The sequence below is a fragment of the Pseudomonas sp. genome, assembly GCF_035277045.1.
In the GTDB taxonomy this organism is placed as follows: Bacteria; Pseudomonadota; Gammaproteobacteria; order Pseudomonadales; family Pseudomonadaceae; genus Aquipseudomonas.
Genome location: NZ_DATELE010000289.1, coordinates 1 through 19,383, shown reverse-complemented (window position 1 = coordinate 19,383; position 19,383 = coordinate 1). Strand labels below are relative to the sequence as shown.

The window sequence follows — 19,383 nt, the reverse complement described above, 5'->3', positions numbered from 1 at the left end:
GTCCTTGACCTTGAGACTGGCGAATTCGCCCACCTGCAGCTTGGACTTCTCGGTCGTGGCGATCAGTTTGTCTTCGCTGTCGAGATAGACAAAGACGTTGAGCCAGTCCTCGACCTCGGTCGGCTCGTCCTTGGGAATATAACGGTTGGGCAGGAGGATCTCGCCATCGGCCCCGCCGTCCAGGTACAGACCGAAGTCCGTATGCTTAACGATTTGCAAACTGTTGTAACGCCCGACAAGAGCCATAACCAGAAATCCTCATCACAAGGGGGCTATTTTCCAGACACCGACAGCCTGGTGTCAAAGACCATTACGCCCTGCGCCACAAATCAGTGGTCACGCCGCGTCGCGCCTGGGACACAATCTGCTCGGCGGTGACCGGGTGGCCAAGCAGAAACCCTTGCAATGTATCGCAACCAAGGCTTGTCAGCAGCGTCTGCTGCTCGACTGTCTCGACACCTTCGGCGACCACCTTCATGCCCAATAGCTGCCCGAGCTCGACAATCTTGGAGATGATGACCGTATCTTCTCTGCTGTCTGACAGATTGTGCAAAAAGCCTTTATCGATTTTCAGCTCCTTGGCCGGAAGCTTTTTCAGGTACATCAGGCTCGAATGCCCCGTGCCGAAGTCATCAATGGAAATACATACCCCCATCGCTGAAATCCGGTCGAGAATCTTCAGACTCGAAGCGATGTCTTTCATGGCCGTGGATTCCGTCACCTCCAGGGTCAGGTACCGTGGCTCCACATTGTGGGTCAGCAGCGCACGTTCGATACTGGGCAGCAGCCCGGGATGAGAAAACTGGACGGCGGACAGGTTGACCGCGATGCTCCAGGTGTTGAAGCCGCTATCGTGCCAGCTGCGCAACTGGCGGCAGGCCTGGTCGAGCACCCAGTTGCCGATGGGAATGATGACGCCGGTTTTTTCCGCGAGCGGCAGAAACTCCATCGGCGGGATCAGACCGCGCACGGGGTGCCGCCACCTCAATAACGCCTCGGTCCCGATGATCGGGCCGGTTGGCGCCGCGAATTTTGGCTGGTAATGGAGTTCCAGCTCATTTCGGTCGATGGCCAGGCGCAATTCCTGAAGCACCAGCAAATGCTGCTGTGCATTCGCGTTCATCGAGGCCTCGAAGAAGTAGAACCCATTTCGGCCATGCTCCTTGGCGTGATACATCGCCGCGTCGGCATGCACCAGAAGCTCGTGCCGGTCCTGGGCGTCATCAGGATAGAGGGCGATGCCGATACTCGCGGTAATGGTCAACTCATGCTGGGAAATCCGGTAGGGCGCCTGAATCGTCGCGACAAGCTTGGAAGATATCCTTGCCGCATCGCTGGCAGCCGTGATCCTGGCCATGATGACGAACTCATCCCCGCCCACGCGGGCAATGGTGTCGTCTTCGCGCACGGCATGGCGGAGCCGGCTTGCAACCAGGACGAGCAACTGGTCACCCAGATGATGGCCATAGACGTCATTGATGGCCTTGAAACCATCAAGGTCGAGAAACAGCACCGCAAACTTTTCACCCTGGCGCACCGCTGACTTGATGGCCTGGTCAATCTTTTCGTTGAGCATCGTTCGGTTCGAAAGTCTGGTCAGCGGGTCATGCAGTGCCAGTTCAAGCAGCTCGCTGTTCGCCAGGTCGAGCGAGGTGGAGAGGGTCCGGGTGCGCTGCTCCATTTTCATGTCCAGCACCGAAATGATAAGCGCGATACCAATCACGAAAAGCGTCACGACAATGACAAGCACCGCCAACCAGCCAATGCTGATGCCCTGATTGGCCGCGCCGCAAAAACTGTTATCCGGAAATCCGGCGGCCGCCATGCCCGTGTAATGCATGCCAACGATGGCACTGCCCATTACAACCGCTGCCGCCGCCCTGCGAAGAAAGATGTTTTTCGTGTGATTCTTTAGCTGAAAGGCGATCCACAGGGCGCTGGCGGACGCGATGACCGCGATCAGGGCCGAGAGCAACACCAGGCCCCAGTCGTAGACGATGCCGGGTTCCATCTTCATCGCGGCCATGCCGACATAGTGCATCGCGCAAATGCCGCCCCCCATGGGAACAGACCCCCACGCCAGGCGCGCCGGTGACAGGTGAAGCCTGCAGACCGACCACAGGGCAAAAGCCGAAGCGCCGATTGCCATGAGCAGCGAGCAGAAGGTCAGCAGCAGGTCGTAGCCAAGAGAGATAGGCAAGCTGAACGCCAGCATCCCGACGAAGTGCATCGACCAGACACCCAAGCCCATCGCGAATGCGCCGCCCGCGAGCCACGTCCTGGCGTAATGCCCGGACGTTGATGCGATACGGCCCGCCATATCCAGCGCTGTATAGGACGCCAGGATCGCAACGATGATGGAAAAGGCCACGAGAAGCGGGTCGTATGAACTCGTCAACATGGGAGAACTCTCAATCAGACAGACACGGGTTCGAGGCTTGAGTCATCTGGAATACAGTGATGAGAATGCACTCATGGCGCCCACCACCGTGTGCGCGCCTTGATGAATCTCATCAATGACCTGACCCAGTTGCGCGGTTAACCGCGCGCCTTCCTCGGCCTTGGTTCTGCTGTCCAGCATCTGCTGCACAGCCTCCTGCGCCAGTTGGCAGTTCCTGTCCACCCGGTTCACGATCTCGGAAGCCGCCTTGTCTGTTCTGGAGGCCAGGTTTCGGACTTCGCTCGCCACAATGGCGAATCCTCGACCCTGGTCGCCCGCACGCGCTGCCTCGATCGCCGCGTTCAGGGCAAGCAGATTGGTCTGCCCTGCTATGTCCTTGATATCGCTGACCATCCCTTTGATGGTTTCAGACTGCTCGTTCAGGTCAACGAAGCGAGCCGATGCATCACGCATGTCCGTCGCCAGTGAATGCACGATATCGATCGCATTAGTGACCGCCCCCTTCCCCGACAGGGTCACGCTGTCGGTACTGAGCGAGGTCTCATAGGCCAACTTCGCGGCAGCCGTCTCCTTGGCGCGTTGCCTGACCTGTATGGTCTCGTCGCTGGCAACCTTTATCACGCCAGACAATTGTCCACTGGCATCGAACAGTGGTGTGTAAGTCGCATTCAACCAGATCTCCTCGCCCGCCTTGTTGATTCGGCTGAACAACCCGGAGGTATATTCACCGGCGCGCAGGGCGTTCCAGAATCCCGCGTATTCCGCACTGCCGGCATACCCTGGACTGCAGAACATCCGGTGATGACGACCCAGTATTTCACGCATGCTGTAACCCGTTGCCTGGAGAAAGTTCTGATTGGCGGAAACAACAACCCCAGAGGTATCGAACTTGATGACCGCCATCGAGCGGTCAAGCGCTTCAATCAGGCTTCGATTCGCATTTTCCTCCTGCACAAGACGCGTGATGTCCGTCGCGACCTTCACCACTTTCACGACGGTATTCTGTTCATCCATGACCGGAATATAGCTCGCCTCCAGCCAGACCTCCTGACCGTTGCTGTGAACCCTCTTGAAACGGTCACTGAAGGTTTCCCCACGCGCCAGCCTTGCCCAGAACGCTTTATATTCCGCGCTGGCAGAATATTCCGGGGTGCAAAACAGCAGGTGATGTTTGCCACGTACTTCCTCTGGCCTATAGCCCAACACATCAAGAAAGATCGGGTTGGCGTCGATGATTTCGCCCTGAGGCGATAGTTCGATCATCGCCATCTGGGATTTCACAGCCTGTAGCAACCTGAGCACATCGCCATATTGATCATGCAGGCTGGTTATCTTGCGGACATGAGATGACTTTCGAAGAAACATACGTAGCGCACCGGTTGATGCCCTAGTGATGCGACCGTCTCAACCCTTGGAGCCTGTGGATTGATCGCGCATGTTCAGGCGTGGAAGTGAACCCCTACCGCGATGGTAAAATGGCATCACGACCAAAATCCTGACGAAATTATGATGAAAGCACACCCTCGGCCCTGGCTATGCGCGTGCCGCGGGGCGGGCGTTCTCAGAGACGGGCAAACACCTTTGCAACAATCCGCTGGTACGCCTGATGGTCCGCCAGGCCTTGATTTTCGGGAGAACGCAGAGAGATCGGCAAAAAGCCGCAACCCAGGGCGGCGGCTTCCGACAGGTAGTTGAGCGCCTCGTCGACCTTGCCCAACAGAAGCATCCCTGAGGTGAACGTCGCTCTCATGCTCGGGTTGTGATGGACGTGGGCATCGAGCAGCGATTGCGCCCTGTCCATTTCTCCGCATCGGGCCAAGGCGTATACCACCGATGAGGGCGCGAAGCTCCAGGCCAGATCTCTCTCGCCAAGCTCCAGCAACCTGGCCGCGAGATCTTCGCCAGGCTCCATGAGAGACTCGTATGTCAGCGCGTAGACATAGACCATGGCATTACCGGGATGATCGATCACCGCCTGCCTCATGATCGCCATGCCCTTGTCCGTCTGCCCGGTAAATGTACAAGCCCGCGCCAGCATTATCGACAATGCGGGAGAGAAGGGTACAAGGTCACAGGCGGTATCCAGCGCCTCGATGGCGCGCAACGGTTCATCGCGCGCGAGAAGATGCCATCCGTAGTGATAATGCGTCGCCGGATCACGCTGCTCGAACTCCCTGGCCTGGGCATGATAGAGGAGCGCCTCGTCAAACTCCCAGGCGCAATCAAGAAGATGGGCCTTCTCACTGTAATAACCCGAGCCCGGGCGAAAGGCTTTAGGGATTTTCTCCAGGACGTCCAATGCCTCCTGGATATTGCTTCTTCTCAAGCCCCATTCACAACTGACCTGGGCCGATATGCACTCTGCGAACGCACGCCTTGCTGGCTGGCACTCCGGCTGCTCCACGATGATCCTGCGCAACAGCGTCTCTGCCCGTTGCATGGCCGAGGTGGTGCGCTGATGGATCAGGTTTTTCGAGTGCCTGACAGCTTCTGCTGTTTTTGACTCCGCAAGAGCATCCCCAAAATAGCCATTGTCCATCGCAGTCCCTTCAGACCGGGAAGACTCAATGGAAATAATCTGTAACTGATAGCCCTTGCCATATAGCGCAACAACTTTTATCCGCTTGGCTACGGTCAATGCCTGGCGTATCTGCGCGACACTTCGAACCAGACTTTCATCGGACATCGCGCCCTTCCAGATATGAGTTGCGAACGAGGCCTTGGAGACCGCGGCCGGCCAACTCCTGATGAGCATGTGCAGAACAGCCCGCTCTTTTGGAGCGAGCTTCAAGGGTGACTGATTCAGGAATACATCCCCGTCCTCTCCGGCCTCAAGGCCCAGTTCCTTGGGAGAAATCACTTTCACCTACCTGCTTGAACATGTGCGTTTTCCGATAACACTATATACCAACTCCCTGTTGCCCCCCGCTACCCGATCAGTAACCCATGCCCGGCGCAAGTGCCCGCCAGCTCAACCCTGGTTGTCCGATCATCAGGTTTGGCAGGTGCACCACGAATGTTCATGAATTGCCGGGCCGCACATCTGCGGAACCGCCGCAGCCTTCCCGCGTCTACAAACAGGCCAGCCCTTGCAAGGATTCGCTCATGTCGCTCAGCCTGTCCAAAGTCCTGCGTGCCCTGCTGCTGACCGCCGCAGCGCTTGTGATGGTGGCGTGTAGCCGCATCGACCTGGCCTACCGCAACCTCGACGTGCTGGTGCCCTGGTCCCTGGGCGACTACCTGGACATGAACCGCGAGCAGAAGAACTGGCTCGACGAGCGGCTCAAGCAGCACCTCGCCTGGCATTGCCAGACCCAGCTGCCCGGCTACCTGGCCTGGCTCGACCAGATCCGCCAGATGGTGGCCGAGGACGACGTCACCGACCAGCAGTTGCAGCAACGCACCGCTGAAGCCCGCGACGCCATCGGCCGTGTGACAGCGGAGGTCACCCCGTCGGCCATCGAGCTGCTGCGCGGCATGGACGATCAGCAGGTACGGGAAATGCGCGAGGCGTTCAGCGAGGACATTCGCAAGCGCCAGGCCGAGTACGTGGATACCCCACTGGCGCGCCAGATCGAAAAACGCGCCGAACGCATGGAAAAGCGCCTCAAGCCCTGGTTCGGCGAGCTCAACGCCGAGCAGCGCGTGCGCGTGAGCGTCTGGTCGCAAGCCCTTGGCGAACAGAATCGCCAGTGGATCGCCAACCGCGCCCACTGGCAGCAACAGCTGAGCCTGGCCATGGACCAGCGCCAGGACGCCAGCTTCGCGCCACGCCTGGCGCAACTGCTGCAGCAGAAGGAGCGTTTGTGGACACCAGAGTACCGCGCCGCCTTCCAGAACACCGAAGCCCAGGCGCGTGGCCTGCTGGTCGACCTGATGCGCCAGAGCAGCCCGGCGCAGCGTCAGTTCCTGCAGGATCGGCTAGCCAAGGTCAGGACTGATTTCAGCCAGATGAAGTGCCTCAAGCGCTAGGCTTTGTACGAAAAGTGCCTGCGCGGGCAGGCATGTCTTCATCGCTGCTTGCGCCGGTACGGAAACACATCGATCACCTTCCCCTCGCGGATCGCGGCCTGCAGCCCTTTCCAGTAATCCGCGTCATACAGCTCACCGTGCAGCCGGCTGAAAAGCCGGCGCTGCGCCATGTCGGCAAACAGAAACGGCGGGAATTCCTCGGGAAACACGTCATGCGGTCCGATCGAATACCAGGGCTCGCCTGACAGCTCGTCCTCGGGGTACCGGGCAGGCGGGATATGACGGAAATTGACCTCGGTCAGGAAACTGATCTCGTCATAGTCATAGAACACCACCCGGCCATGGCGGGTGACACCGAAATTCTTGAGCAGCATGTCGCCCGGGAAGATATTCGCTGCCGCCAGTTGCTTGATCGCCAGCCCATAATCCTCCAGCGCTTCGAGCACCTGGCCTTCACTCGCCTGCTCCAGGTACAGGTTCAGCGGCGTCATGCGGCGCTCGGTCCAGCAGTGGCGGACCAGCACCGTCTCACCCTCCACGCTGACGGTTGAGGGCGCCACCTCCAGCAGCTCGGCCAGGCACTCGGGCTCGAACTTGTCGAGTGGAAAGCGAAAGTCGGCGAACTCCTGGGTATCGGCCATGCGCCCTACCCGGTCGACGCTCTTCACCAGCCGGTATTTTTCGATGACCGTCGCGCGGTCCACCGTCTTGGAGGGCGAGAAGCGGTCCTTTATGAGCTTGAACACGGTGTTGAAGCCCGGCAGCGTGAACACGGTCATCACCATGCCGCGCACGCCAGGGGCCATGATGAAGCGGTCATCGGTGGCCGCCAGGTGATTGATCAGCGCGCGGTAGAATTCCGATTTGCCCTGCTTGTAGAAACCGATCGAGGTATACAGCTCGGCGATATGCTTGGCGGGCAGGATGCGCTTGAGAAAGCCGACGAACTCGGCCGGCGCCGGCACATCGACCATGAAGTAGGAGCGGGTGAACGAGAAGATGATCGACACCTGCGCCTCGTCGGTGATCAACGCGTCGATCTCGATACCATGACCTTCGCGGTGCAGCAGCGGGATCACCAGCGGCCATTGCTCGTCCAGCGTGTACAGCCGCCCTACCAGGTAGGCGCCCTTGTTGCGGTAGAGAACCGGCCGGAACAGCTCCACGGTCAGGTTCGGGTCCTTGCACACCCAGTCAGGCAGGCTCTCGCGCAGTTGCGTCTGCAGACGTGCCAGGTCGCCTTCAAGGTCCGCGTACGCCACGCTGAAGCCGTAGTCGGCGAAAATCTGCCGCAGAAGCCAGGACAGCTTGCCTTGCGGGCGGTAGGTGCGTGTCTGGGCCGCGCGCTGGTGGGGGCGCAGCGAGGGCCGGGTGGTATGGATGAACATGCAGCCATCACTGATCAAGTCATGGTGGAACAGGTTGCAGAAAATCGAGTTGTACCAGGTTTCCGACAGTTCATCGTCCAGGCGCGGGTCGATGAGGTCGATATAGGCGCTCTTGACCAGCGGCCACTGGCTCACGTCGAACAGTACGGTCTCATCGAAACCCTGGCGCAACCCATGGCCTGCCTCGCCGACCTTCTCTTCATAGAGATTGATCCGCGCGGCCGCCGCGTGCTGGATCTCCTGCCAGCGTGCCTGCTCGAAGCGCTCGCGGGCGCCGATGGTGATCTGCCGGAAGTGCTCGCGGTAGTCGTCGAACGCGTCGAGGATCATCCGGGCGATGTCGGCCGCCGGCCATGACGGGGGCATAAGCAGCACCTCTGCGCAAGGGATCAGGTGCTGAGCTTAGTCAGCGGGCGGGTAGCTGCGCCAGTCACGATGCAGCGCAAGAAAGCACAAGAAGCCTGTGCGCGAGGTGGCGTACACTCGCGCCCTGCCCTTGTTGCCGGAGACTTGCGTGAGCCCCATTGCCTTTACCCGCCTGCTGACCCTCGCCGCTGTGTGGGGCGCCAGCTTCCTGTTCATGCGCATCATCGCGCCGGTGATCGGCACCGTGCCGACCGCGTTTTTCCGGGTTTCGATCGCCTGCCTGGGGCTGATGGTGATGCTGGCGGTAATGCGGGTGCGCTGGGACTTCAAGGGCAAGCTGGGTGCCTGCCTGCTGCTGGGGATGATCAACTCGGGGATTCCGGCGACCTTCTATTCGGTGGCGGCGCAGGTGCTGCCGGCCGGCTATTCGGCGATTTTCAACGCCACCACGCCGCTGATGGGCGTACTGATCGGCGTCTTGTTCTTCCGCGAGCCGATGACCATCGCCAAGCTCTGCGGTATTTTCCTCGGCCTGTTCGGGGTAGGCATCCTCAGTGGCGCGGGACCGGTGGCTCTGGACATGGCGTTGGTGCAAGGGGCGCTGGCGTGCCTGGCGGCCACCACCTGCTACGGCTTCGCCGGGTTTCTCGCACGCCGTTGGGTCGATGGCCTGGACAGTCGCCTGTCCGCGCTGGGCAGCATGCTCGGCGCGACCTTGCTGTTGACGCCGCTGTTCATCTGGAGCGCCGTGACCGAGCCACCGGCCAGCTGGGGCGGCTGGCCGGTGTGGGGGTCGCTGCTGGGACTGGGGCTGGTGTGCACGGCCTTTGCGTACATCTTGTACTTCCGGCTGCTCAGCGAGATCGGCCCGGTCAAGGCCAGCACCGTGACGTTCATGATTCCCGCGTTTGGCGTGCTGTGGGGGGCCTGGTTGCTGGATGAGCCGCTGTCGATGGCGCACCTTTACGGCGGGCTGATGATTGCCGCGGCGTTGTGGCTGGTGTTGAAGCCGGCGCGGCCGGTGAGATAGGGCGGGGATCAGGTCAGGCAGACAGAATGGGGATACCGGTTTTGCGGCCCCTGCGGGTCCGATCGCGGCACAAGGCACGCGCCCACAGGGACAGGACCCGTATCCTCAGAACAACCAGCGATACAGCAGATACGCCACCACCACCGCCAGCACCGGCCGCAACACGCGGTAGGCCTTGGGGTTGGCGCGCTTGAAGGTCTTGACCCGGCTGCTGATCACATTGCTGAACCGCTTGCTCCAGGCATACGCCTGGTTGATGCCGCCCACACGCTCGTCATCGGTATTCTGCGGCGCGGTCGCGCGGCCAAGGAAGGCACTGACCTTGCGGTTGACACGGGTCATGAACGGACTGGTCAACGGACGCTCGACGTCGCAGAACAGAATCACGCGAGTAACGTCGGTCTCGTTCTTGACCCAGTGCACATAGGTCTCGTCGAACATCACGTCCTCGCCGTCCCGCCAGGCATACACCTGGCCGTCGACATAGATGCGGCAGTCGTCGGAATTGGGCGTGGACAACCCCAGGTGATAGCGCAGGGAGCCGGCGAACGGGTCACGGTGCGGGTTCAGGTGGCTGCCGCCGGGCAGCAAGGCAAACATCGCGCCCTTGACGTTGGGAATGCGGCTGACCAGTTCAACGGTCCGGGGGCACAGCGCCTCGGCCGAAGGCAGCGGTTTGTCGTACCACTTCAGGTAAAAGCGCTTCCAGCCTTTCTTGAAGAACGACCCGAAACCCGCGTCATTGTCCTTCTCGGCGGCGCGGATGTAACCCTCGTCGAACAGGCGCATGGCCTCCTCGCGAATTTCCTGCCAGTTGTCCTTGAGCACGTCGAGCTCAGGGAAGCGCGTGCGGTCGAGGTACGGCTTGGACGGCACACCGGAAAACAGGTACATGAGGGCGTTATACGGTGCGAACAGCGCCGAATGGTTGACGAACTGGCGCAACACCGGCAAACGCGCCTTGCCGCGCAGATGCACGAACAAGACACTGCCGATGAACAACAGCAGCACGCCCGCCTTGGCGACAAAGGAAAAGGTCATGCAACACTCCTTGAATAGGGATCAGGCCATCACAGCCTGCCTGCATACGAAATCAGCCGGCTATGATAAACCCATCCAGCGCCGGTAAAAACAGCCGGCGCCGGACAGCAGTGTTGAAGATCGTGCAATAAAGCCCTGCGCCCTGCCTTGCGCCGGGTCAGCAGTCCAGCGCTTACTGCTGGATTTCCTGGTCGGTGAACAGATCGGCGAAGAGCATGCTCGACAGGTAGCGCTCGCCCGAATCAGGCAGGATCACCACGATGGTCTTGCCTTGCATCTCGGGTTTCTCGGCCAGACGCACGGCGGCCGCCATGGCTGCGCCACAGGAGATACCGCAGAGAATGCCCTCCTCCTGCATCAGGCGCAGGGCCATGGCCTTGGATTCTTCGTCGCTCACGGTCTCGACCTGATCGACCACCGCCAGGTCAAGGTTCTTGGGCACGAAGCCTGCGCCGATGCCCTGGATCTTGTGCGGGCTGGGCTTGAGCTCCTGGCCCGCGAGGGTCTGGGTGATCAGCGGCGACGTCTCCGGCTCGACCGCCACAGCCAGAATCGACTTGCCCTGGGTGTTTTTGATATAGCGCGACACGCCGGTGATGGTGCCACCGGTACCCACGCCGGCCACCAGCACGTCCACCGCCCCGTCGGTGTCGTTCCAGATTTCAGGACCGGTGGTCTTTTCGTGGATCGCCGGGTTGGCGGGATTCTCGAACTGGCCAGGCATGAAGTACTGCGCCGTATCACTGGCCACGATCTCGGCGGCCTTGTCGATCGCGCCCTTCATGCCTTTGGCCGGGTCGGTCAGCACCAGTTCGGCACCGAGCGCCTTGAGCACCTTGCGCCGTTCCAGGCTCATCGAGGCCGGCATGGTCAGCATCAGCTTGTAGCCGCGCGCGGCGGCGACAAACGCGAGGCCGATGCCGGTGTTGCCCGAGGTCGGCTCGACAATGGTCATGCCCGGCTTGAGCTTGCCGCTGCCTTCGGCGTCCCAGATCATGTTCGCCCCGATCCGGCACTTGACCGAGTAGCCAGGGTTGCGCCCTTCGATCTTGGCCAGGATGGTCACGCCGCGCGGGGCGATGCGGTTGATCTGCACCAGCGGCGTGTTGCCGATGGAGTGCGCGTTGTCAGCAAAGATACGGCTCATGTCAGGGGTTCCTATACACCGTGCGGAAAAACCAAAGGGTAAGCCTGCCGCGAGAGGTCGTCTACCCCGTCGAACTCCCCGGCGTAGACGAGGGTCAACCGATCGGTCACCCGCAGGAGAACCGTCCATGAAACGCCGCTACAGCTGGCCCTTGATCGGCCTGGCAAGCCTCATCGTGCTGCTGGTCGCGCTGCACCTGGCGCTGCCCATTCTGGTGCGCGACTACCTCAATGACCGGCTTGCCGACATGGGCGACTACCGTGGCCAGGTCACCGACGTCGATCTCGCATGGTGGCGCGGCGCCTACAAGATCAACGGCCTGGAAATCGTCAAGACCACCGGCAAGGTGCCCGTGCCGTTCGTGCAGGCGCCGCTGATCGACCTGTCGGTAAGCTGGCACGCGCTGTGGTACGACCACGCGGTGGTCGCCAAGGTGGCGTTCCTCAAACCCGTGCTGAACTTCGTCGACGGCGGCAGCAAGCAGGCCTCGCAGACCGGTCAGGGCACCGACTGGCGCCAGCAGCTGGACAAGCTGCTGCCCATCACGCTCGACGAGGTGCGCATCGACGATGGCACCCTGACCTTCCGCAACTTCAACTCAAGGCCCAAGGTCGACCTCAAGGCCACTGACCTGCAGGCCAGCATCCGCAACCTGACCAACGTCAAGGATGTCGAGGGTCGCCGCGATGCCAGCTTCGAAGCCACCGCGCGCATGCTCGGCGACGCCAAGGTCGAGAGCCGCGCTACCTTCGACCCGTTCAGCGAGTTCGAGGACTTCGAATTCCGCCTGCGCGCCAGCGGCATCCAGCTGCGCCGCCTCAACGACTTCGCCAGCGCCTACGGCAAGTTCGACTTCAATGCCGGCCACGGCGACGTGGTGATCGAGGCCCAGGCCAGGAATGCCCAGCTCAGCGGTTATATCAAGCCCCTGTTGCGCGACGTGGACGTGTTCAACTGGCAGCAGGACGTCAAGGACGAGGACAAGGGTTTCTTCCGTTCGATCTGGGAGGCCGTGGTCGGGACCACCGAAACCGTGCTCAAGAACCAGCGCAAGAACCAGTTCGCCACCCGCGTCGAACTCAGCGGCAGCGTGCACAAAAGCGACATCAGCGCCTTCGAGGCCTTTTTGCAGATTCTGCGCAATGGATTCGTCCAGGCGTTCAGCGCCCGCTATGAACAAGAATCACCCAAGTCCGACTGACGCCGCGCTATAGTCCTCAATGACAATTCCAATACTCAAGGCCCGCCCTGCGGCGCCCTTTCCAGAGGACCGGTTCATGAAGTTCGAAGGCACCCGCGACTATGTCGCCACAGACGACCTGAAACTGGCCGTCAACGCGGCGATCACCCTCGAGCGTCCCCTGCTGGTCAAGGGTGAGCCGGGCACTGGCAAGACCATGCTCGCCGAACAGCTGGCCGATTCCTTCGGTGCCCGCCTGATCACCTGGCACATCAAGTCCACCACCAAGGCCCACCAGGGCCTGTACGAGTACGACGCGGTCAGCCGCCTGCGTGACTCGCAGCTAGGGGTGGACAAGGTGCACGACGTGCGCAACTACCTGAAGAAGGGCAAGCTCTGGGAAGCCTTCGAGGCCGACGAACGCGTCGTCCTGCTGATCGACGAGATCGACAAGGCCGACATCGAGTTTCCCAACGACCTGCTGCAAGAACTCGACAAGATGGAGTTCTACGTCTACGAGACCGACGAGACCATCAAGGCGCGGCACCGCCCGATCATCATCATTACCTCGAACAACGAAAAAGAGCTGCCCGACGCTTTCCTGCGCCGCTGCTTCTTCCACTACATCGCCTTCCCCGACCGCCAGACACTCCAGCAGATCGTCGACGTGCACTACCCGACCATCAAGCAATCGCTGGTCAGCGAGGCGCTGGACGTGTTCTTCGATGTGCGCAAGGTGCCGGGCCTGAAGAAAAAGCCCTCCACCTCAGAGCTGGTCGACTGGCTCAAGCTGCTGATGGCCGACAACATCGGCGAAGCCGTGCTGCGCGAGCGCGATCCGACCAAGGCGATCCCCCCGTTGGCCGGCGCCCTGGTGAAAAACGAACAAGACGTGCAGCTGCTTGAACGCCTGGCGTTCATGAGCCGGCGCGGCAACCGCTGACGGGGGCCGGGCCATGCTGCTCAACCTGTTCAATGAAATGCGCGCGGCCAAGGTGCCGGTGTCCGTGCGCGAGCTGCTCGACCTGCTCAACGCGTTGCAGCAGCGGGTCATCTTTGCCGACATGGACGCGTTCTACTACCTGGCACGCGCGATCCTGGTGAAGGACGAGCGGCATTTCGACAAATTCGACCGCGCCTTCTCCGCCTATTTCAAAGGCCTGGAAAACCTGGATCGACACCTTGAAGCCCTGATTCCAGACGATTGGCTACGCAAGGAGTTCGAGCGCTCGCTGACCGACGAGGAGCGCGCGCAGATCCAGTCCCTGGGCGGGCTGGACAAACTGATCGAGGCGTTCAAGAAGCGTCTTGAAGAACAGAAGGAACGGCACGCCGGTGGCAACAAGTGGATCGGCACAGGCGGCACCAGCCCGTTCGGTTCAGGGGGCTACAACCCCGAGGGCATCCGTGTCGGCGAGGCCGGCAAGCGGCAAGGCAAGGCGGTGAAGGTCTGGGACCAGCGCGAGTACAAGAACCTCGACGATCAGGTGGAGCTCGGCACCCGCAACATCAAGCTGGCCCTGCGCCGCCTGCGCAAGTTCGCCCGCCAGGGGGCGGCCGACGAGCTGGACATCGAGGGCACCATCGACCACACCGCTCGCGATGCCGGCCTGCTGAACATCCAGCTGCGCCCCGAACGGCGCAACACCATCAAGCTCCTGCTGCTGTTCGACATCGGCGGCTCGATGGACGCCCACGTCAAGGTCTGCGAAGAGCTGTTCTCGGCCTGCAAGACCGAGTTCAAGCACCTCGAGTACTACTACTTCCACAACTTCGTCTACGAGTCGGTGTGGAAGAACAACCTGCGCCGCACCTCCGAACGTTTCTCCACCTTCGACCTGCTGCACAAGTACGGCGACGACTACAAGGTCGTCTTCGTAGGCGACGCGGCGATGGCCCCCTACGAGATCACCCAGCCCGGCGGCAGCGTCGAGCACTGGAACGAGGAGGCCGGGTATGTCTGGATGCAGCGGTTCATGGAGAAATTCAGGAAGCTCATCTGGATCAATCCGTACCCCAAGGACACCTGGGGCTACACGGCATCGACGCACCTGGTGCAGGAGCTGGTGGAGCAGCGGATGTTTCCCCTGACGTTGCAGGGGCTGGAAGACGGGATGAAGTTTCTGTCGAAATGACGGCTCTGCCTCACCAGGCCCGCCTAGCGCCAGCTTTCCTTCACTTCCTTGCGCCGCCCGCCGAGCGCGGCCCAGGCCAGCAGCATCAGCAGGCTTTCGATGAGCAGCGCCAGCAGCAGACCGCAGCCCAGCCCCCAGGCAATCGCCTCGGGCACCAGCAGGATCTGGTAGCTGTAGCCTTTGAGGGTTTCCTCGCGAAGCTGCGTATCCGGCGTTACCAGCACATGCCAGGTGCGGGCCAGCCAGGGCCCCTTGAGGATCTGCCACTCGCGCTCGAACGCCTGGTTGCGCACCAGGATGCTCTCGATGCTATTGGCATCGCTGTTGAACACCGGGTCGTTGCTGCTGCGGTAGTGCCGCACCAGGGCCTGCAGGTCGCCATTGAAGAACCGCTGGGCGGTCTGTTCGAAGCCCTTGAGGGCTTCACGCGATTCCAGCAGGTGCGCCTGCACCCGCTGGGTGTAGTCGGTGATCAGGCCAGGGACCTGGATGCCGGCCAGCAGGCCAAAGGTGAACAACAGCAACCGCAGGTAACTTCTGAACATGAGGCGACTTCCCTGGCTTCAGCTCTGCCCTTGGGCGACGCATTCGCCATGCCGCCAGAGGGCCCATTGACCTGGCGTGTAGCGGTGCCAGGTCTCGTTTTCGGTAAGCGGCTCGGTGGCGATCACCGTGACCACGTCATTGGGCGTGGTCTCGGCCTGGAAGTCGACGATCACATCGACGTCCTTGAGCCGCGCCGGGCCGAATGGCGCGCGACGGGTGATGTGCACAAGCTTTGTCGAGCAGAAGCAGAACAGCCAGTCGCCATCGCTGAACAGGCAGTTGAACACACCCTTGCCGCGGTACTCGTCACATGCTTGGACCAGTACCGGTAGCAGTTGTTCGACCTCGACAGGCTCGGGAAACGCTGACCGCACGCGATTGAGCAAGTCGCAGAACGCCGCTTCGCTGTCGGTATCGCCCACCGGGCGATAGAAGCTGACCTGCCCGTTGAAATCGGCGATCTGACCGTTGTGCGCGAAGCACCAGTTACGGCCCCAGAGTTCGCGCATGAACGGATGAGTGTTGGTCAGGCAGACCTTGCCGACGTTGGCCTGGCGGATATGGCCGATGACCACTTCACTCTTGATCGGATACCGCTGCACCAGGTTGGCGACCTCGGACTCGCTGCTCGCGGCCGGGTCCTGGAACAGGCGCAGGCCACGGCCTTCATAGAAGCCGATGCCCCAGCCGTCACGGTGCGGGCCGGTACGACCTCCGCGTTGCATCAGGCCGGTGAAACTGAAGACGATATCGGTCGGGACGTTGGCACTCATGCCGAGCAGTTCACACATGGCTTGGCTCCAACCTACAACCTGGGCTCGACCCGGCCGCGGCCGGGGCCACCCGGGGCCGCGGGCTGCGGTTCAAGGTAACGGTCACGGTGGTCCGCCGCGAAGGGCTCATCCGCCACCACGTCCTGGGCGGCGTCCTGGGCGGCAGCGGCCTCGGCGTGCTCACGGCGCTCACGGGCACGCTTGAGGAACGGCCAGCGCAGCAGGACGAAGACAAAATACAGGCCGAATGCGATCAGGCCGTACATGGCAAGGTCGGACGCCGCGCGCCAGGCGTTGTTGCCCACCTTGAACAGCATGTCCAGCGCCGTGATGGCGATGGCCGGGGCGAAGCTCTCCTTGACCGGGTCGATGATCGTCGGCGTCAGCAGCAGCACGGCCATCACCACGCGCAGGGGCTCGCGCAGCCAGCGCCACATCCAGCGGGTCAGACGAAAGCCTACCAACAGGCAGCCCAGTGCTGCGACGGCGTAAAGGCCCCAGGCCAGCAAGTAATCGTTCTCGGTCATGGTGTTCGTGCAAGCCAGGCAAAGAGGCGCTTATCATAAACACTTTTGCGTGCACAGGCGCCCTTATCAAAGCCCGTGTGGCAATTCCAGCCAAGGAACCCCGCATGCCAGCCAACAACTCCGCTCACCGAGCCCCGATCGCCCGCCAGGACCAAGGGGCCGATCCCTACGCCTGGCTGCAAGCCCGTGACACACCCGAGGTGCTGGCCTACCTGCAGGCGGAAAACGCCTATCAGGAAGCCTTGCTGGCCGACCAGGCGCCGCTGCGCGAGCAGCTGTTCCAGGAGATCAAGGGGCGCATCCTCGAGACCGACCTGTCGCTGCCTTCGCCTTGGGGCCCGTGGCTGTACTACACCCGCACCACCGCGGGCGACGAGTACCCCCGGCACTACCGCTGCCCTCGCCCGGCCGATGATTCCAACACCGTCGATCAGGCACAGGAGCAGTTGCTGCTCGACCCCAACGCTTTGGCCAATCATGGCTTCCTCTCGCTCGGCACGTTCAGCATCAGCCAGGACCACCGCCTGCTCGCCTACAGCCTTGATACCACGGGTGATGAGGTCTACACCCTGTACGTCAAGGACCTGGCCAGCGGCGCCATCACCGAGCTGCCCTTCGAGGACTGCGATGGCAGCATGACCTGGGCCAACGACAGCCAGACGCTGTTCTTCGCCGAACTCGACGATACCCATCGTCCGTGGCGCCTGATGCGCCACCGCCTGGGCCAGGACGGCGCCGACCTGGTGTTCGAAGAGCCCGACGGGCGTTTCTTCCTGCACTGCTACCGCGCCAGCTCCGAACGCCAGCTGGTGCTGCTGCTCAACAGCAAGACCACCAGCGAGGCCTGGGTGCTGGATGCCGAGACCCCGCAGGCTGAGTTCACCTGCCTGGCGCCGCGCGTAGAAGGCCATGAATACTTCGCCGACCACGGCCAGCTCGATGGCCAGTGGCGCTGGTTTATCCGCAGCAACCAGGACGGCATCAACTTCGCCCTGTTCCACGCCCCGGCCGACCACGTGCCGACCCGCGCGCAGTGGCAGGTGCTGGTACCGCACAGCGACACGGTAATGCTCGAAGGCCTGAGCCTGAACGCCACCGCCCTCAGCCTGAGCCTGCGCGAGGGCGGCCTGCCGATCATCGAGGTCCGCCCACAAGGCCTGGCCGCCTACCGCGTGGAGCTGCCGGATGCCGCCTACAGCCTTTACGTGCAAGACAGCCTGGAGTTTTCCAGCACGCGTATCCGCCTGCGCTACGAGTCGCTGAACCGTCCCGCCCAGGTCCGCCAGCTCGACCTGCACACCGGCGCCCAGCACGTGCTCAAGCAGACCCCGGTGCTGGGCCCGTTCGAGGCCGACGACTATGTCAGCCAGCGCCTGTGGGCGACGGCGGGCGATGGCACCCAGGTGCCGATCAGCCTGGTGCGCCGACGCACCGACCTCGACCGGCCGGTGCCGCTGTACCTCTATGGCTATGGTGCCTATGGCGAGAGCCTCGACCCCTGGTTCTCCCACGCCCGCCTGAGCCTGCTGGAGCGTGGCGTGGGATTCGCCATCGCCCACGTGCGCGGTGGCGGCGAACTGGGCGAGGCCTGGTACCGCGCTGGCAAGCAGGAGCACAAGCAGAACACCTTCGATGACTTCATCGCCTGCGCCGAGCACCTGATCGCCGAGGGCGTCACCACCGCTGACCGCCTCGCGATCAGCGGCGGAAGCGCGGGGGGGCTGCTGATCGGCGCAGTGCTCAACCAGCGCCCGGAGCTGTTCCGCGCGGCGATCGCCGAAGTCCCGTTCGTCGACGTGCTCAACACGATGCTCGACCCGGAACTGCCGCTGACCGTCACCGAGTACGACGAGTGGGGAAATCCCCAGGAGCCGGACGTGCACGCGCGCATCAAGGCCTACGCCCCGTACGAGAACGTCAAGGCCCAGGCCTATCCCGCCCTGCTGGTGGTCGCCGGCTACAACGACAGCCGCGTGCAGTACTGGGAGGCCGCCAAGTGGGTAGCCCGTCTGCGCACCCGCAAGACCGACGACAACCTGCTGCTGCTCAAGACCGAAATGGGTGCAGGCCATGGCGGCATGAGCGGACGGTATCAAGGGTTGCGGGATGTGGCGCTTGAGTATGCGTTTGTGTTTGGGGAGATGGGCATCCTGGAACGTGGCAGCCTGGCTTCAAGCTGACCGGATGAACACCAATGGACTCAAGCCCTGGTAGTTGGCGGTCGGGTTGGCTGTCTCCACGCACCGCTACCGGTCAACCCGGGGCCGGGGCTTGGCCTGCTCCTGCTGCAGGCCAGGCAACGGCTGGTCCCGCGGCGGCCCAGGCACGGGAATCGGGGGAAGCAAGGGCGCCCCGGGCTTGCTGTCTCCCGCCCTGGGCGGCGTCACCGGAGTAATCTGCGGATAGGGCGTAGGCGTCGCCGTACCGGGTGCGCCGGGCACCGGGCCGATGCTGCGCGGCTGCAGCTCGGCAGCCAGCACCGGCTGCAGCCCGGCAAGCAGCAGCGCGGCAAGAATTGCGAGGCGCATGCGCGGCCTCCTGTCGGATACGTCCCCACAGCCTACCTGCAACCGCGCGCTTTTGCCTGTTCGCCGTGCACCACGGCGCGCTAGACTCAACGGTATAACCGTCATCAGCCAGACCAGAAAAAGGTAATTCCCATGAGTTCGGCCTCCAATGCCGCCGCCACCGCCCGCCTCGACCGCATCCTCGCCGATGCCAAGCGCGACAAGGAAATGGGCTATCGCGACAAGGCCCTGAAGATGTACCCGCACGTGTGCGGCCGCTGCGCCCGCGAGTTCGCCGGCAAGCGCCTGAGCGAGCTGACCGTGCACCACCGTGATCACAACCACGACAACAACCCGCAGGATGGCTCCA

The 19,383-nt window shown here is 62.2% G+C and carries 17 protein-coding genes and 2 pseudogenes; 7 read left to right on the top strand and 12 right to left on the bottom strand.

Annotation, left to right across the window (positions count from 1 at the left end; genetic code table 11):
• The 5 genes and pseudogenes from VJS90_RS20020 to VJS90_RS20005 all read right to left on the bottom strand — a co-directional run.
• A partial coding sequence (locus tag VJS90_RS20020) for a S1-like domain-containing RNA-binding protein (RefSeq protein ID WP_324123368.1) occupies window positions 1-246 on the bottom strand: 246 nt, incomplete at its 3' end.
• Window positions 247-310: 64 nt separating this feature from the next.
• The gene (locus VJS90_RS20015; protein WP_324123367.1) at window positions 311-2,401 is read right to left on the bottom strand and encodes a putative bifunctional diguanylate cyclase/phosphodiesterase; all 2,091 of its coding nucleotides are present in this window, start codon (window positions 2,399-2,401) and stop codon (window positions 311-313) included.
• 42 nt (window positions 2,402-2,443) lie between these two features.
• A pseudogene (locus tag VJS90_RS21905) lies at window positions 2,444-2,806 on the bottom strand (methyl-accepting chemotaxis protein); the annotation flags it as partial.
• A gap of 195 nt (window positions 2,807-3,001) precedes the next feature.
• Window positions 3,002-3,766: pseudogene (locus VJS90_RS21900) on the bottom strand (PAS domain-containing protein); the annotation flags it as partial.
• 196 nt (window positions 3,767-3,962) lie between these two features.
• Window positions 3,963-5,261 carry a winged helix-turn-helix domain-containing protein gene (locus VJS90_RS20005; RefSeq protein ID WP_324123365.1) on the bottom strand — a complete coding sequence of 433 codons (1,299 nt, stop codon included), beginning with the start codon at window positions 5,259-5,261 and terminating at the stop codon, window positions 3,963-3,965.
• 245 nt (window positions 5,262-5,506) lie between these two features.
• On the opposite strand from VJS90_RS20005, the gene VJS90_RS20000 reads away from it, so the two are divergent.
• Window positions 5,507-6,373: a DUF6279 family lipoprotein gene (locus tag VJS90_RS20000; RefSeq protein ID WP_324123364.1), complete on the top strand. Its 867-nt coding sequence runs from the start codon at window positions 5,507-5,509 to the stop codon at window positions 6,371-6,373.
• Window positions 6,374-6,411: 38 nt separating this feature from the next.
• On the opposite strand, the gene aceK is transcribed toward VJS90_RS20000, so the two are convergent.
• The gene (gene aceK, locus VJS90_RS19995) at window positions 6,412-8,127 is read right to left on the bottom strand and encodes a bifunctional isocitrate dehydrogenase kinase/phosphatase (protein WP_324123363.1); all 1,716 of its coding nucleotides are present in this window, start codon (window positions 8,125-8,127) and stop codon (window positions 6,412-6,414) included.
• Between the two features lie 148 nt (window positions 8,128-8,275).
• Here aceK and VJS90_RS19990 point away from each other — a divergent pair, with 148 nt between their 5' ends.
• Window positions 8,276-9,157, top strand: coding sequence for a DMT family transporter (locus tag VJS90_RS19990; RefSeq protein ID WP_324123362.1), 882 nt, complete (start codon window positions 8,276-8,278; stop codon window positions 9,155-9,157).
• Window positions 9,158-9,262: 105 nt separating this feature from the next.
• Here VJS90_RS19990 and VJS90_RS19985 read toward each other — a convergent pair whose 3' ends face one another.
• Both VJS90_RS19985 and cysK read right to left on the bottom strand, forming a co-directional pair.
• Window positions 9,263-10,198 carry an aspartyl/asparaginyl beta-hydroxylase domain-containing protein gene (locus tag VJS90_RS19985; RefSeq protein WP_324123361.1) on the bottom strand — a complete coding sequence of 312 codons (936 nt, stop codon included), beginning with the start codon at window positions 10,196-10,198 and terminating at the stop codon, window positions 9,263-9,265.
• Window positions 10,199-10,370: 172 nt separating this feature from the next.
• Window positions 10,371-11,345, bottom strand: coding sequence for a cysteine synthase A (gene cysK, locus VJS90_RS19980; RefSeq protein ID WP_324123360.1), 975 nt, complete (start codon window positions 11,343-11,345; stop codon window positions 10,371-10,373).
• A gap of 127 nt (window positions 11,346-11,472) precedes the next feature.
• Between cysK and VJS90_RS19975 the strand changes: the two genes are divergently transcribed.
• From VJS90_RS19975 to VJS90_RS19965, 3 genes are all read left to right on the top strand, one after another.
• Entirely contained in the window at window positions 11,473-12,546 is a 1,074-nt protein-coding gene (locus VJS90_RS19975) for a DUF748 domain-containing protein (RefSeq protein ID WP_324123359.1), read from the top strand.
• 76 nt (window positions 12,547-12,622) lie between these two features.
• Window positions 12,623-13,468 (top strand): MoxR family ATPase, encoded by an 846-nt coding sequence (locus VJS90_RS19970; protein WP_324123358.1) that lies wholly within the window; start codon window positions 12,623-12,625, stop codon window positions 13,466-13,468.
• Window positions 13,469-13,481: 13 nt separating this feature from the next.
• Complete coding sequence (locus tag VJS90_RS19965) at window positions 13,482-14,660, top strand: VWA domain-containing protein (RefSeq protein WP_324123357.1); 1,179 nt, start codon at window positions 13,482-13,484, stop codon at window positions 14,658-14,660.
• Window positions 14,661-14,683: 23 nt separating this feature from the next.
• Here the strand turns inward: VJS90_RS19965 and VJS90_RS19960 are convergent, their stop codons facing one another.
• Genes VJS90_RS19960 through VJS90_RS19950 form a run of 3 tightly spaced genes read right to left on the bottom strand, consistent with a single transcriptional unit; the run spans window position 14,684 to window position 16,506 of the window.
• Entirely contained in the window at window positions 14,684-15,205 is a 522-nt protein-coding gene (locus VJS90_RS19960; protein WP_324123356.1) for a DUF2937 family protein, read from the bottom strand.
• Between the two features lie 18 nt (window positions 15,206-15,223).
• Complete coding sequence (locus VJS90_RS19955; protein ID WP_324123355.1) at window positions 15,224-15,997, bottom strand: class II glutamine amidotransferase; 774 nt, start codon at window positions 15,995-15,997, stop codon at window positions 15,224-15,226.
• A gap of 14 nt (window positions 15,998-16,011) precedes the next feature.
• Window positions 16,012-16,506: an MFS transporter gene (locus VJS90_RS19950; protein ID WP_324123354.1), complete on the bottom strand. Its 495-nt coding sequence runs from the start codon at window positions 16,504-16,506 to the stop codon at window positions 16,012-16,014.
• A gap of 104 nt (window positions 16,507-16,610) precedes the next feature.
• On the opposite strand from VJS90_RS19950, the gene VJS90_RS19945 reads away from it, so the two are divergent.
• Entirely contained in the window at window positions 16,611-18,686 is a 2,076-nt protein-coding gene (locus VJS90_RS19945; RefSeq protein ID WP_324123353.1) for a S9 family peptidase, read from the top strand.
• Window positions 18,687-18,752: 66 nt separating this feature from the next.
• On the opposite strand, the gene VJS90_RS19940 is transcribed toward VJS90_RS19945, so the two are convergent.
• Window positions 18,753-19,034 (bottom strand): hypothetical protein, encoded by a 282-nt coding sequence (locus tag VJS90_RS19940; protein ID WP_324123352.1) that lies wholly within the window; start codon window positions 19,032-19,034, stop codon window positions 18,753-18,755.
• A gap of 132 nt (window positions 19,035-19,166) precedes the next feature.
• Between VJS90_RS19940 and VJS90_RS19935 the strand changes: the two genes are divergently transcribed.
• Window positions 19,167-19,383, top strand: a 217-nt coding sequence (locus VJS90_RS19935; RefSeq protein ID WP_324123351.1) for a YajD family HNH nuclease, incomplete at its 3' end; no start/stop codon positions are given.